Consider the following 13,531-nt stretch of genomic DNA (forward strand, 5'->3'; position numbering starts at 1 on the left):
CGACCCAATGAGCACGATTATCGACATCCACGCCCGCGAAATCCTCGACAGCCGCGGCAACCCCACGGTCGAGGTGGACGTGATCCTCGAAGACGGCACCATGGGCCGTGCAGCCGTGCCCTCGGGCGCCTCGACCGGCGCCTACGAGGCGGTCGAACGCCGCGACGGAGACAAGGGGCGCTACATGGGCAAGGGCGTGCTCGAGGCCTGCGCCGCCGTCAACGGCGAGATCGCCGAGGCGCTGCTGGGCCTCGACGCCACGGAACAGGTCGCCATCGACGAAGGCCTGATCGAACTCGACGGCACGCCGAACAAGGGCCGCCTGGGCGCGAACGCCATCCTGGGCGTGTCGCTGGCCGTGGCCAAGGCCGCCGCCGATTTCACCGCACAACCGCTCTACCGCTATATCGGCGGAACGTCGGCGCGTGTCCTGCCGGTTCCGATGATGAACATCATCAACGGTGGCGAACATGCCGACAACCCGATCGACATCCAGGAATTCATGATCATGCCGGTCAGCGCGGGCAATATCCGTGATGCCGTCCGCATGGGCGCCGAGGTGTTTCACACCCTGAAAAAGGAACTGTCGGCCGCCGGACTTGCAACCGGTGTGGGTGACGAGGGCGGCTTCGCTCCCGCGCTGAACTCGACCCGCGACGCGCTGGATTTCATCCTCAAATCGATCGAGAAAGCCGGCTACAAGCCCGGCGACGACATCCATCTTGCACTGGACTGCGCCTCGACCGAATACTTCAAGGACGGAAAGTATGTCCTTGCCGGTGAAGGGAAAACCCTGACTTCCGAGGAAAACGTGGCCTACCTGCAGGCGCTCTGCGCCGATTACCCGATCATCTCGATCGAGGACGGCTGCGCCGAAGACGACTGGGACGGCTGGAAACTGCTGACCGACACGCTGGGCGGCAAGGTGCAGCTTGTGGGCGACGATCTGTTCGTCACCAACCCCGAACGGCTGGCCATGGGCATCGAAAAGGGCTGTGCCAACTCGATGCTCGTCAAGGTCAACCAGATCGGCAGCCTGACCGAAACCCTGCGCGCCGTCGATATGGCACACCGCGCCGGCATGACCAATGTCATGTCGCACCGTTCGGGCGAAACCGAGGACGCCACCATCGCCGACCTCGCCGTCGCCACGAATTGCGGACAGATCAAGACGGGCAGCTTGGCGCGCTCGGACCGGTTGGCGAAGTACAACCAATTGATCCGGATCGAGGAACTGCTGGGCGAAACCGCGCAATACGCGGGCCGCGCGATCCTCAAGTAAAGAACCGGCGGGGCCATCGCGGCCCCGCCGTCATCTCATCAATTCGGGCAAGGCGCGGTGTAATACGTGCCGTCGCCCCGTGCATAGGCGCAGTTGCCAGTCTGCCGGTTCTGCGCCACCAGCGTACCGGCGGCCGCCCCGGCGAGCCCCGCGATCAGGCGCCAGTCGTTATCGGCCTCCAGGATATCCGCGGCGATCAAACCGGCGGCAGCACCGCCCGCGACGCCCACCACAGTGCGCTGATCCGAGGTCAGGTTCTGACAGGCCGTCAGGCTGAACAAGGCCAGACAAGTCACGGAAATCTTGATAACATTCATTGCAACATCCTTTCTTGTTGTAACGTCCGGCGGCCATCCTTTTTGTCTTCTCGACCGGCGAACAGCCGGAAAACACGCAAACGCCTATATGCGCCGAACCTTGCCGATTGCTGCATCCCGCTCGGCACTGTCTTGCCGATAACGGCCTCTTGGCCCGTCCTGCCTGCCGGCATAGACTGCCGGGATGACCGCAGACGACATCATCGCGCAGTTGCGCCTCGCACCACATCCCGAGGGCGGTCACTACCGCCAGACATGGGTCGATGACGGGCCTGGCCGTCCCTCCGGCACCTGCATCTACTTCCTGCTCAAGGCCGGTGAACGCAGCCACTGGCACAAGGTCGACGCGACCGAGATCTGGCATCACTACGCCGGCGCACCTCTGATCCTGTCGCTTTCACCGACCGACAGCGGCCCACGCCGGGACGTCACGCTCGGCCCCGGCCTCGACAGGGGCGAAGCCCCGCAGGTGATCGTCCCCGCCCATCACTGGCAGGCCGCACGCAGCACCGGCGACTGGACGCTGGTGGGGTGCACTGTCAGCCCGGGCTTCAGCTTCGACGGCTTCACCCTCGCCCCGCCCGGCTTCGACATCGTCTAGGTTTTCTCTTTCAGGAAATATCCCGGGGGGAATTGGGCCGCAGGCCCAAGGGGGGCAGCGCCCCCAAACCGCGTCGCGGCCGAAGGACGCGGCGCAAATCCTGCCATCGCGCGGCACGCGCGATGTCCTTCCGCATCGTCAGCGACGCAGGAATGTTACCAATCCGGCGGTCGAGCCGTCCTTGCCTTCCGCGTCTTCGTCGCCCGACAGGACCGGCCCCAGCGCCGTCGCCAGTTCCTTGCCCAGCTCCACCCCCCACTGATCGAAGGAATTTATGCCCAGGATCACCCCTTCGACGAACACCCTGTGCTCGTACAGTGCGATGATCTGGCCCAGACGCCGCGGGGTCAGCCTGTCATAGGCCAGGGTTGTGGACGGGCGGTTGCCCGGAAACACCCGGTGCCGCGCCTGGATCTCGGCCTCGTCCCCATGCACACCCTTCGCCGCCATGATCGCGCGGGCCGACTCCAGCGGGCGGCCCTTCATCAACGCCTCGGATTGCGCCAGGCAATTGGCCACCAGCAATGCATGATGATGGGCAAGCGAAGGTTCATGCCCTTCGGCGGCGATCATGAATTCGCAAGGGACGATATCGGTGCCCTGGTGCAGCAATTGATAAAACGCATGCTGCCCGTTGGTGCCGGGCGCGCCCCAGACGATGGGCCCGGACGGGCGCGTCAGGTCGGCACCGTCCATCGCCACGCGCTTGCCGTTGCTTTCCATTTCCAACTGCTGAAGATAGGCCGGCAACAGCGCAAGCCGCTGGTCATAGGGCAGCACCGCGCGGCTGGGATAGCCGCAGATCTGGCGATGCCAAATCCCGGTCAGCGCCAGCAGGACCGGCAGGTTTTCCTCCGGCGGCGCATCACGGAAATGCGCGTCCATCGCGGCCGCGCCGTCAAGGAAAGCGGAAAATTCGTCCGGTCCGATGGCGATCATCAGGCTCAGACCGATGGGCCCCCAGACCGAATAGCGCCCACCCACCCAGTCGGCGAAACCGAAGACCCGTTCAGGCGCGATGCCGAATTCGGCCGCGCGGTCCTCCGCCGAAGACAGCGCCACGAATTGCGCACCGGGATCGGCCACGCTGGCCGCCATCCAATCCCGCGCGGTGGCGGCGTTGGTCATGGTCTCGACCGTAGCGAAGGTTTTCGAGGCCACGATCACCACGGTCGTTTCCGGGTTCAGCCCGGCCAGCGTGTCATGGATATGCGCACCGTCCACGTTCGATACGAAATGGCAGCGCGGCCCGTCGTGATAGGGCGCGAGCGCGGCGACAGCCATCGCCGGCCCCAGGTCGGACCCGCCGATGCCGATATTCACCACGTCGGTGACCCGTCCGCCCTGTGCCTTGAAGGCGCCGCTGCGCAGGGTCGTGGCGAACCGGGCCATGCGCGCGCGGGTTTCCTCGACCTCCGGCATGACGTTTTCGCCGCCGATCTCGATCACCGATCCTGCAGGCGCCCTGAGCGCCGTGTGCAAAACCGCGCGGCCCTCAGTTCGGTTGATCCTCTCACCGCCGAACATCGCCGCGCGGGCCTCGGGCAAACCCGCGGCTTCGGCCAGCGCGATCAGTGCGGCCCGGATCGCATCGTCGATATTCGTCTTGGAATAATCCAGCAGCATCCCGTCGAACCGCGCGGAAAACGCGTAGAACCGCGCGGGATCGTCGAACAACGTCTGAATGCGGCGGTCGGCCACCCCGGACTGCAAGGCATGAAGCTCGTCCCACATCGTCATCACTCCGCCCAATGAACCACCGCGTCGTCCAGCACCGCCGCGATCGGTGCCTCCTGGGGCGGCAGGTTCAGCGCGCGTTCCAGCGCCGCGCGCTTGTCCGGCCCGGTTATCACCACGTGCAGCGACAACGAAGAGGCAAGCGCCCGCGCGCTCAGGCTGACGCGGGTATGCTCCAACCCCGGTGCGCGCATCTCGACAAGCGCGGGCGCGTGCGGGTCGAGCGCAAGACGCAGGTTGTCGGCGCGGGGAAACAGGCTTGCCGTATGCATGTCATCGCCCATACCCAAAAGAGCGACAGCCGCGGGCAGATGCGCCTCGACCCGGTCTTGCAGCGCCGTCAGCGCGTTTTCGGGTGTCTCGCCTTCGACATGAAAGGGAAGGAACCGCGCGGCGGCTGCCCGGTCGACAAGCAGACGACTGCGCACAAGCCCCGCGTTCGATGCAGGATCGTCCTGCGGCACCCAGCGTTCATCCGACAACAACACGTCCACGCGCGACCAATCGAGATCGGCGGCACAGAGATCGTCAAAGACCGGACCGGGCGTGCTGCCGCCGGGCACGATCAGGGTGGCGCGATCCTCGTGCATCAGCGCGGCGGCCAGTTCCCCCGCCAGCTTGTTGGCAAGGTCGATCGCCAGCATGTCCGGGTCGGCGTATTCGAGCAGCTTCATACCCGTATCTCCCTCCAGCGGCGGCCATCGCGATGCATCAGGGCCAATGCCTCTTCGGGGCCTGCACTGCCGGTGTCATAGGGGATGGGATCCTTGCCCGCCTCCTCCCAGCCGGCAATGATCGGGTCCGTCCAGGCCCAGGCCGCTTCGACCTCGTCGCCGCGCATGAACAGGGTCTGGTTGCCCCGGATCACGTCCATGATCAGGCGCTCGTAGGCGTCGGGGACATCCTTGGCGTCCGGCCCCAGCGCCTGCGCGAACGTCATGTCGAGCGGCACGTCAACCAGCCGCATTCCCCCCGGCCCGGGTTCCTTGATCGTGACGCCGAGGTCGATCCCTTCGTTGGGTTGCAACCGGATGGTCAGGATATTGCGGTGCCGGCCCGCTTCGGGGCCGAAAATGGAATGCGGCGTGTCCTTGAACACGACGTCGATTTCCGAGGTCCGCGCGCGCAGGCGTTTGCCCGTGCGCAGGTAGATCGGCGTACCCGCCCACCGCCAGTTGCTGATCCGCACCTTCAGCGCGATGAAACTTTCGGTGGTGGATTCCGCATTTCCCACATGTTCGCGAAATCCCGGCCTGTCGCCATCGGCGAGGTATTGGCCGCGCACGACATCGTCGGGCGTCACCGGATCGAGCGCGCGGATAACCTTGAGCTTTTCGTCCCGAACGGCGTCGGGATCGAATTTCGACGGCGGCTCCATCGCGATCAGGCACAAAAGCTGCATCAGGTGGTTCTGAACCATGTCGCGCATGGCACCGGCGCGCTCGTAATATTCGCCCCGCCCCTCGACGCCCACGGTTTCGGCAACGGTGATCTGGATGTGGTCGACATACTGGCTGTTCCAGAGCGGCTCGAACAGCATGTTGCCAAAGCGGATCGCCATCAGGTTCTGCACGGTTTCCTTACCGAGGTAATGGTCGATGCGGTAAATCTGTCCCTCGTCGAAATACTTGGCGAGATCGGCATTCAGCGCCCGGGCCGAAGCCAGATCGCGGCCAAAGGGTTTTTCCACCACGATGCGCGTATCGGGCCCGGCCATGCCATGCGCCTGAAGGCGCTCTGCGATCGTCATGAAAAGCGACGGTCCGACCGAGAAATAAAACGCCTGTACCCGACCCGGCTCCAACCGGCCGGCCAACGCGGCCCAGCCGCCATCGCCGCGCGCATCGAGCGTGACATAGCCGATGATCGACAAGAATCGGGCCCGGTCGTCACAGCCGGCCGCCCCGGCGAACTCATCCAGGGCCGCGCCGACGAAATCGCGATACCCGGCGTCGTCCATCTCGGAGCGCGCGGCGCCGATGATCTGTGCATCGTCGGGAATCTGGCCCGCGCAGAAACGCCGGTAGAGCGCGGGCAGAATCTTACGCCGCGCCAGATCGCCCGTACCGCCGATCACCACCAGGTCAAAGGGATCGACGGGGATGACTCTGGAAACCATGATGAACCTCTCTGCTGCGATGCAGAGTAACACGCCGATACTTGGGCACAATCCCAAGGAAGAACTGGCAGGGCTTTGCGACGGCCCGGTTGTCGTTCTTTACAGCGCGGCGCTGGGACGACCCTGGACTGTTGCGGGCAGATACAGCGTCACGAACCGATCCTGCCGCTGATCTCACCCCCGCCCACGGCCGCGCGCACGCCGGTGGTTGACGGGCAGGACGTGGGCAGCCCGCGCGCCACCCGCACGGCGAGATAGGCAAATGCCTGCGCCTCGAGCATGTCACCATCCAACCCGACAGCCTCGACCGGCTGGACCGGGCAATCCAGCCCGACGGCAAGCATTTCCATCAGCACCGGATTGTGGCGCCCGCCCCCGGTGACCAGCAGGCGTTCGGGCGGTGCCGGGCAGAACTGCATCCCCTGCATCACCGCAGCCGCCGCCATGGCCGTCATCGTGGCGGCCGCATTGGCATCGTCCAGTTCCCGCACCAGATCGAGCATGAGCGAAAAATCGTCCCGGTCCAGCGACTTGGGCGGCATCTTGAGAAAGTAACCTTCGTCAAGGAACAGCTCGAGCGCGCCATCGACCACCTTGCCCTGTGCGGCCAGCGCGCCGCCCTCGTCGAACGGCAGGCCACGCCGTTCCATCATCAGGTCGTTGAGCGGCGCATTCGCCGGACCTGTGTCGAAGGCAAGCAGCGCGCCTTCGGCCTCGGGCGCAGGCCGCGCGGGGTCGATCCAGGTCAGGTTGCCGACACCGCCGAGGTTCAGAAACGCCAAAGGCGCGTCGGCGCCGATGAACTTTGCGCAGGCGAAGTGGAAAAACGGCGCCAGCGGCGCGCCCTGCCCGCCAAGCCGCATATCGGCGCTGCGAAAGTCCCAGACCACGGGCCGGCCCAGCAGCCCGGCCAGTCGTGCGCCATCGCCCGCCTGATGTGTGCGCCCGCCCGCAGGATCGTGCGCCAGGGTCTGCCCGTGAAAGCCGATCAGGTCGATGCCGTCGAATTCCGACAAAAGCTGCGCATGCGCGTCCTCGACCAGCCTTGCGGCGGGCGCGACCCCATCCTGGCCAGGCCAGCGGCCAAGCGCCGCGCGCAGCACCGCCTGTTCGTCGCGCGAATAGGGACGGTAGGCGCTTTCGCCAAAGCCCGAAATCGTTACCCCGTCGGTCTCGACCGCGGCCGCATCCACCCCGTCGAGCGACGTTCCCGACATCGCCCCGAGCGCCCGCACGACCTGCCCTTTCAACATGGCCTTTTCCTTTGCCAATTCGATGCCTATACATGCCGCGCAATTCTTATGGGAACAAGACAGATGACCTATCACCCCAAGTCGGATTTCATGCGTGTCATGATCGAGCGCGGCTTTCTGGCCGACTGCACCGATTACCAGGGCCTCGACGAGGCGCTGAGCAAGGGGGTGGTGCCGGGCTATATCGGGTTCGACGCCACGGCCAAGTCGCTGCATGTGGGTAGCCTGATCCAGATCATGATGCTGCGCTGGCTGCAAAAGACCGGGCACAAGCCGATCACGCTGATGGGCGGCGGCACGACGAAGGTGGGCGATCCCAGCTTTCGCGCCGACGAACGCCCGCTGCTGACGCCCGCCCAGATCGACGACAACATCGCCGGGATCAAGCAGGTCTTTGCCAAATACGTGCGCTATGACGACAGCCCCACCGGCGCGCTCATGCTTAACAACGACGAATGGCTGGACGACCTGAACTATCTGGATTTCCTGCGCGATATCGGCCGGCACTTCAGCGTCAACCGGATGCTGTCCTTTGAATCCGTGAAGTCACGTCTGGATCGGGAACAATCTCTGTCCTTCCTCGAATTCAACTACATGATTTTGCAGGCCTATGACTTCCTGGAGCTGAACCGCCGCTATGGCTGCCTGTTGCAGATGGGCGGATCGGACCAGTGGGGGAATATCGTCAACGGCATCGACCTGACCCGCCGCGTGCTGGATCACGAAGTTTACGGACTGACCTCGCCCCTGCTGACCACGTCAGACGGCAAGAAGATGGGCAAGACGGCAGACGGCGCGGTGTGGCTGAATGCCGACATGCGTTCGCCTTACGAATTCTGGCAGTTCTGGCGCAACACCACAGACGCGGATGTGGGGCGGTTCCTCAAACTTTATACCGAGATGGATATCGGGGAATGCGAACGGCTCGGCGCGCTTGGCGGGTCCGAAATCAACGCCGCCAAGATCGTGCTGGCCAATGCCGTCACGGCCCTGTGCCATGGTGCCGAGGCGGCCGCCGCGGCCGAAGCGACCGCGCGCGAGGTGTTCGAGCGTGGTGGCGTGGGTGACGATCTGCCCACGGTGACGCTGTCCGCGGCTGATCTTGGCGACGGTGTTTCCATCGTGCAGCTTTTCGTGAAATCGGGTCTGGCGAAATCCGGCAAGGACGCCAAGCGTCTGATCGCGGAAAACGGCGCGCGGCTGGACGATGCACCGCTGACCGATGCCGGTCTGATGATCGACGCCGCCGCGCTGTCCAGCCCGATCAAGCTGAGCGCGGGCAAGAAACGTCACGCGCTGGTCAAACTGGACGTCTGAATGGAAACGGGCAGGCCTGGCGCCTGCCCGATCGTTTTTCGCCAGCCCTCAGGCAGCTTGGGTGCCGCGCCGCCGGCGAAGGGCGGCCAGCCCGCCGATCCCCGACAGCAACAGCACCAGCCCTGCGGGCAACGGTACCGCCGCCGATGCAAGGCCACGCAGATCGGCGGCCGCGCGCGTATCGCCGCCTGAAAAAATGAAGCTTTCCCAACCGGTCAACGCGATGTCGAACATGCCGTTGCCGTTGTCCAGCGACAGGGCGAACCCGTCGGTGATCAGGGACACCCCCGCAATCTGGGAAAAGGCGTAATCCACGAACGTCACGGCATCGGTACCGGTCCCGCCGTCGAACACCGCGCCAGAGCCGCCGAAACGGCCGCTATAGTCGCCAAGCAAGGTCATCTTGTCATCGTCGTCGCCAAACAGCGCCGATCCCAGGATGGTGCCGCCCGCCTCGTTTGTCAGGCTATCCATGCCCGCCCCCAACAGCAGCGCAATCCCGGCGCGCCCTTCGATCGTGGCACCGGTGCGGTTTATGACAATCTGCGCTGCGGTATTGGCCTCGGCCGGATCGGTTTCGACCATGATGCCAGTTTCGCCCGCAATTTCGCCCGCGTTGTCGATGGTGGACGCGATGGCGCTTTCGTCAAAATCGATCGCGGCGTCGAGATCCGAAAGGATACGGCCCGTCGCACCGTTGACGATCGAGCCGCTGTCGATGTCGATACCGTCCTGCGGATCGCCGGGAATCCCGTTCGACCGGATCGTCCCATGGTTGGTGATGGTCGCATTCTGTCCAACCTGCAGCGCATCGTCATAGCCCTGGATCAAAGCACCGGCGGCATTGGTGACGGTGTTGAAATCGCCGCCTTCGACACCTTCGCCGGTCGTGGAAACGATGCTGCCCGTGTTCACCAGAACGTTGTTCAGCCCGCCGCCGGCATCGTCATCCATGTGAACGCCACGGTCGACACTGTTGATCGTGCCGTTGTTGATCAAGTTGACATTGCTGCGTCCTTCGACGTTCACACCGTCATCGCCTGCGTTGATCGTGCCGTTGTTGACAAGGGTAAAGCCGTCACCGCCCTGCACACCGTCGTCATCGGCATTGAGCGTGCCGGAATTGTTCAGAACCGTGTCGTCGTCGTCGATGTCGATGGCGTCATCGCCCGGCACGGAATTGACGGTTGCACCGGCCTGGACATTCACGGTGATGTCCGACGAGCCATCGGAAAACCCGTCATTGTCGACGCCCGTGCAAGTCGCCGTTTCGCCCGAAGCGATGCTGTCAGGTGCGCAATCGGCAAACGCCGGACCGACCGCGTGGGCAAACCCGAACGCGGCGGTCAAAAGCAGAAGTCTTTTCATGGAAATCCCCCAAGGTTAATTCACCCTGAGAGGCTAGCCAGATCGCATGACACATGCGTGACAGCCGCCTGCCCGCAATGCGCGTATCACCCGCGTGACGCCAAAGCGTCGGACAGCACCTGGCGGACCACATCGGGCGGCACGTCGGAGGTGACGAAGGCATCGCCGATGCCGTGCACGAGAATGAAACGAAGCTTGCCGTCGATCACCTTCTTGTCTTGCGCCATGAGCGAAAGCAGACCGTCTGCATCGGGAAGTTCCCCTTCGATATCAGACAGATCAACCTTCATGTTCATGTCGCGCAGATGGGCACGTACACGGCTGGGATCTTCCTGGCTGCACAGGCCCAGCCGCGCCGAAAGTTCGAACGCCAGCGCGCAGCCGATGGCAACGCCCTCGCCGTGAAGGAGGCGGCCGGAATACCCCGTCGCGGATTCGAGCGCATGGCAGAACGTGTGGCCGAGGTTCAGCAGCGCGCGATCCCCTTGTTCGGTTTCGTCGCGTTCGACGATATCGGCCTTCATCTGGACCGAGCGTTTGACCGCCGCGATGCGGGCCGTCATGTCACCCGCCGACGCGCGTGAGCCATTGCCCTCAAGCCATTGAAAGAATTCCGAATCCCCCAAAAGCCCGTATTTGACCACCTCACCGTAGCCGGCCAGGTAGTCCCGTTCCGTCAGAGTGCCCAGAACCTCGGTATCGGCCAGCACAAGGCTTGGCTGATGGAAGGCGCCGATCAGGTTCTTGCCCTGTGGTGCATTGATCCCAGTCTTTCCCCCGACCGAGCTGTCGACCTGCGCCAGCAATGTGGTGGGTATCTGCACGAACCGCACACCGCGCCGCAAAACCGACGCGGCAAAGCCCACAAGATCGCCGATAACGCCGCCGCCGAAGGCCACGACCATGTCGCGGCGTTCGACCTTTTGTTCCAGCAGCCATTCGACCGTGCGCTCGAACTGCGGCCAACTCTTGGTGCCCTCACCCGGCGGCAGCGCAAGCGAAACCATGTCGATGCCGGCGGCGGACAGCCCGGCGCGCAACGCGTCGAGATGGAGCGCGGCGACCGTTTCATCGGTCACGACGGCGACACGCGGTCGCGCCAGCAGCGGGCCGATCAGCGCGCCGGCCTGTGCCAAAAGGCCAGGCCCGATGTGAATGTCGTATTCGCGGCCTTCCAGACCTACATGCACGGTTTCCATCACGCGGCCTCTTCCAGAACGTCGGGGCGGGTTTTCAGAACCTCGATCACGCGGTCGACGGTATCTTCGATCGAGAATTTTGGCGAAACGTCGACCCGCAGATCGGCCAGCGCATAGACCGGAACACGGGCCTGGTAGAGATCGGTCAGCGTTGCCTTGGGATTGGGGGTGCGCAACAGCGGGCGCGTGGTCTTGTGTCGGACCCGCTGCCACAACAGGTCAAGCCCGGCATCCAGCCAGACGGCCACGCCCTTTTCGCTGATCATCGCGCGGTTGCCCTCGGCCATGAAGGCGCCACCGCCCGTGGACAGGATGCAGCGTTCCGATTCCAGCAGGCGTTCGATCACCTGCGATTCCTTGGTGCGAAAGAACGCCTCGCCGTCGCGTGAAAAGATTTCGGGGATGGTCATGTTGGCGGCGGCCTCGATCTCGGCATCCGAATCGAGGAACGGCACGGCAAGCCGCGCGGCAAGCGCCCGGCCCACGGCCGTCTTGCCCGCACCCATCATCCCGACCATGACGACCGTCTTTTTCAGTTGCCAGCCCATCACTTGCCCGCATCGGCGTCTCGACGCCGTTTTTCCCAATTCACGACTGAATGACGTGATCTTTGTCGAAATGCCAGTTATATCTTGTGAAAACAAAGACGAACAGGCAGGCGACATGGGGCGACTAATCAAATACCTTCTCATTCTGATCGTTCTGGGGGCCATCGCGTTGGTGGCCTATGCCTATATCGGGCCGTTTCTGGGGGCGGATTTCTCGCCCCCGCAGGAAGAGGTGCGTGAACGGGTGATACTGAATGCGGACTAGGCTGGCATTTGCCCTGCTGTGCCTTCCCTTTGCCGCCTCCGCCCAGGAAGCGCCGCTTTCGGCGATCGACTGGCTGAGCACGCCAACCGCCCTGCCCGTAACGCGCGTCATGCCGCCAACCGGCATTCCTGGGGAATCGCCCGTGACCGACAGCGCCACGATCCCGGCTGTCAGCGTGACGCCGTTGGGCGAGGTGCAGGCCGATGCGGTCGGATTGTTGCCCTCGTCGATCACCGGCTTGCCGCGCAGTCTTTGGCAGCAAAGCCGCGCCGCCGAATTGAGAACGCTGTTGATGGCGCGCAACGTCACGCGCCTTCCGGCGATGCAATCGCTGCTCTACACGTTGCTGCTGGCCGAGGCCGACGCCCCCGCCGACAGCGGAACGGACGCACCGTTCCTGCAGGCGCGGATCGACGCCTTGATGGAACTGGGCGCGGTCGAGCCGGCGCAGGCGCTGCTTGAACGCGCGGGTGCCGGGACGCCTGCCCTGTTCGCGCGCTGGTTCGACGCAACGCTGCTGACGGGCGACGAGGACAAGGCCTGCCGCGCCTTGCGCGACAGCCCGCATCTCAGCCCCAGCTATGCCGCGCGGGTGTTCTGCACCGCGCGTGGGGGAGACTGGTCGGCTGCGGCCCTGACGCTCGATACCGCGCGGGCCCTGGGATTCATTTCCGACCTCGAGGACCGGTTGCTGGCGCAATTCCTTGACCCCGAGATGTTCGAAGGCGAACCGCTGCCGCTGCCGCCCGTGCGCCCCAGCCCGCTGCTGTTCCGGCTCTACGAGGCGGTGGGCGAACCGCTGCCCACCAACACCCTGCCCCGCGCCTTTGCCATGGGGGACTTGCGCAGCACGGTCGGCTGGAAGGCCGAGCTGGTTGCCGCGGAACGGCTGGCGCGCACCGGCGCGCTGCCGGTGAACCGGCTGCTCGGCATCTATTCCGAGCGGTTGCCAGCGGCCTCGGGCGGTATCTGGGACCGTGTCGAGGCGATCCAGCGCTTTGACACCGCGATGCGGACCGGCGATCCCGGCGCGGTTGCGCGCGCGCTGCCGGGCGCGTGGCGGGCGATGCGGGCGGCCCGGCTCGAAGTGCCGTTTGCCGAACTTTACGGGGCCGAACTGATGCGGCTGCCGCTGACCGGCACCGCCGCGGCGCTGGCTTACGACGTAGCCTTGCTGGGCCCGGCCTATGAAAACGCCGCGATGACGCGCGGCAGCGCTATACCGGCGCGCGCCTTTGCGACCGGCGTTGCGCGTGGCGCGCCTCCGGCCCCCGGCAACGACGCGTTGCGCGTGGCCATTTCCCGTGCCTTCGAAAGCGCAACGCCCCCGCGTGAAATCGCAGATCTGATCGACACAGGCCGCCTGGGAGAGGCGATCCTGTCGGCCATCGCGCTGTACGAGCATGGCAACACCGGCGATGTTGCAGCGCTTGAAAAGGCGTTGTCGGCGTTCCGCGCCATGGGGCTAGAGGACACGGCGCGACGCGCCTCGCTTCAGTTACTGCTATTGGGAACGCGGGGCTGA

General features: G+C 64.7%; 14 protein-coding genes. 6 read left to right on the forward strand and 8 right to left on the reverse strand.

Annotation, left to right across the window (positions count from 1 at the left end):
• Window positions 1-7 precede the first annotated feature (7 nt).
• On the forward strand, window positions 8-1,282 hold the full coding sequence (eno, locus tag BLT50_RS02360; protein WP_090026098.1) for a phosphopyruvate hydratase: 1,275 nt from the start codon (window positions 8-10) through the stop codon (window positions 1,280-1,282).
• 38 nt (window positions 1,283-1,320) lie between these two features.
• Here the strand turns inward: eno and BLT50_RS02365 are convergent, their stop codons facing one another.
• Window positions 1,321-1,599, reverse strand: coding sequence for a glycine zipper 2TM domain-containing protein (locus tag BLT50_RS02365; protein WP_090026100.1), 279 nt, complete (start codon window positions 1,597-1,599; stop codon window positions 1,321-1,323).
• Window positions 1,600-1,783: 184 nt separating this feature from the next.
• Here BLT50_RS02365 and BLT50_RS02370 point away from each other — a divergent pair, with 184 nt between their 5' ends.
• Entirely contained in the window at window positions 1,784-2,200 is a 417-nt protein-coding gene (locus BLT50_RS02370) for a cupin domain-containing protein (protein WP_090026102.1), read from the forward strand.
• A gap of 138 nt (window positions 2,201-2,338) precedes the next feature.
• On the opposite strand, the gene pgi is transcribed toward BLT50_RS02370, so the two are convergent.
• From pgi to zwf, 3 genes are read right to left on the reverse strand one after another with little or no spacing between them, the layout of a single operon-like run.
• Complete coding sequence (pgi, locus tag BLT50_RS02375) at window positions 2,339-3,943, reverse strand: glucose-6-phosphate isomerase (RefSeq protein WP_425433923.1); 1,605 nt, start codon at window positions 3,941-3,943, stop codon at window positions 2,339-2,341.
• On the reverse strand, window positions 3,940-4,611 hold the full coding sequence (gene pgl / locus BLT50_RS02380; protein WP_090026103.1) for a 6-phosphogluconolactonase: 672 nt from the start codon (window positions 4,609-4,611) through the stop codon (window positions 3,940-3,942). The genes pgi and pgl overlap by 4 nt, the downstream gene beginning before the upstream one ends.
• Window positions 4,608-6,056: a glucose-6-phosphate dehydrogenase gene (gene zwf / locus BLT50_RS02385; RefSeq protein WP_090026105.1), complete on the reverse strand. Its 1,449-nt coding sequence runs from the start codon at window positions 6,054-6,056 to the stop codon at window positions 4,608-4,610. The genes pgl and zwf overlap by 4 nt, the downstream gene beginning before the upstream one ends.
• On the opposite strand from zwf, the gene BLT50_RS18940 reads away from it, so the two are divergent.
• On the forward strand, window positions 6,040-6,228 hold the full coding sequence (locus BLT50_RS18940; RefSeq protein WP_139170457.1) for a hypothetical protein: 189 nt from the start codon (window positions 6,040-6,042) through the stop codon (window positions 6,226-6,228). The genes zwf and BLT50_RS18940 overlap by 17 nt on opposite strands.
• Here the strand turns inward: BLT50_RS18940 and BLT50_RS02390 are convergent.
• Complete coding sequence (locus BLT50_RS02390; protein WP_090027009.1) at window positions 6,206-7,309, reverse strand: anhydro-N-acetylmuramic acid kinase; 1,104 nt, start codon at window positions 7,307-7,309, stop codon at window positions 6,206-6,208. The two genes, BLT50_RS18940 and BLT50_RS02390, sit on opposite strands and share 23 nt — an antisense overlap.
• 63 nt (window positions 7,310-7,372) lie before the next feature.
• Here BLT50_RS02390 and tyrS point away from each other — a divergent pair, with 63 nt between their 5' ends.
• Window positions 7,373-8,626: a tyrosine--tRNA ligase gene (gene tyrS, locus BLT50_RS02395; RefSeq protein ID WP_090026107.1), complete on the forward strand. Its 1,254-nt coding sequence runs from the start codon at window positions 7,373-7,375 to the stop codon at window positions 8,624-8,626.
• A gap of 48 nt (window positions 8,627-8,674) precedes the next feature.
• On the opposite strand, the gene BLT50_RS02400 is transcribed toward tyrS, so the two are convergent.
• From BLT50_RS02400 to BLT50_RS02410, 3 genes are all read right to left on the reverse strand, one after another.
• Entirely contained in the window at window positions 8,675-9,994 is a 1,320-nt protein-coding gene (locus tag BLT50_RS02400) for a VPLPA-CTERM sorting domain-containing protein (RefSeq protein WP_090026109.1), read from the reverse strand.
• A gap of 86 nt (window positions 9,995-10,080) precedes the next feature.
• Window positions 10,081-11,196, reverse strand: coding sequence for a 3-dehydroquinate synthase (gene aroB, locus BLT50_RS02405; RefSeq protein ID WP_090026111.1), 1,116 nt, complete (start codon window positions 11,194-11,196; stop codon window positions 10,081-10,083).
• Window positions 11,193-11,741, reverse strand: coding sequence for a shikimate kinase (locus BLT50_RS02410; protein WP_090027010.1), 549 nt, complete (start codon window positions 11,739-11,741; stop codon window positions 11,193-11,195). The genes aroB and BLT50_RS02410 overlap by 4 nt, the downstream gene beginning before the upstream one ends.
• Before the next feature lie 115 nt (window positions 11,742-11,856).
• Between BLT50_RS02410 and BLT50_RS19205 the strand changes: the two genes are divergently transcribed.
• Window positions 11,857-12,006 (forward strand): hypothetical protein, encoded by a 150-nt coding sequence (locus tag BLT50_RS19205; RefSeq protein ID WP_175491371.1) that lies wholly within the window; start codon window positions 11,857-11,859, stop codon window positions 12,004-12,006.
• Window positions 11,996-13,531: a hypothetical protein gene (locus tag BLT50_RS02420; protein ID WP_090026115.1), complete on the forward strand. Its 1,536-nt coding sequence runs from the start codon at window positions 11,996-11,998 to the stop codon at window positions 13,529-13,531. Before BLT50_RS19205 ends, BLT50_RS02420 begins: the two co-directional genes overlap by 11 nt.

Origin of the sequence: Lutimaribacter saemankumensis (assembly GCF_900100005.1) — a bacterium.
Classification (GTDB): Bacteria; Pseudomonadota; Alphaproteobacteria; order Rhodobacterales; family Rhodobacteraceae; genus Lutimaribacter; species Lutimaribacter saemankumensis.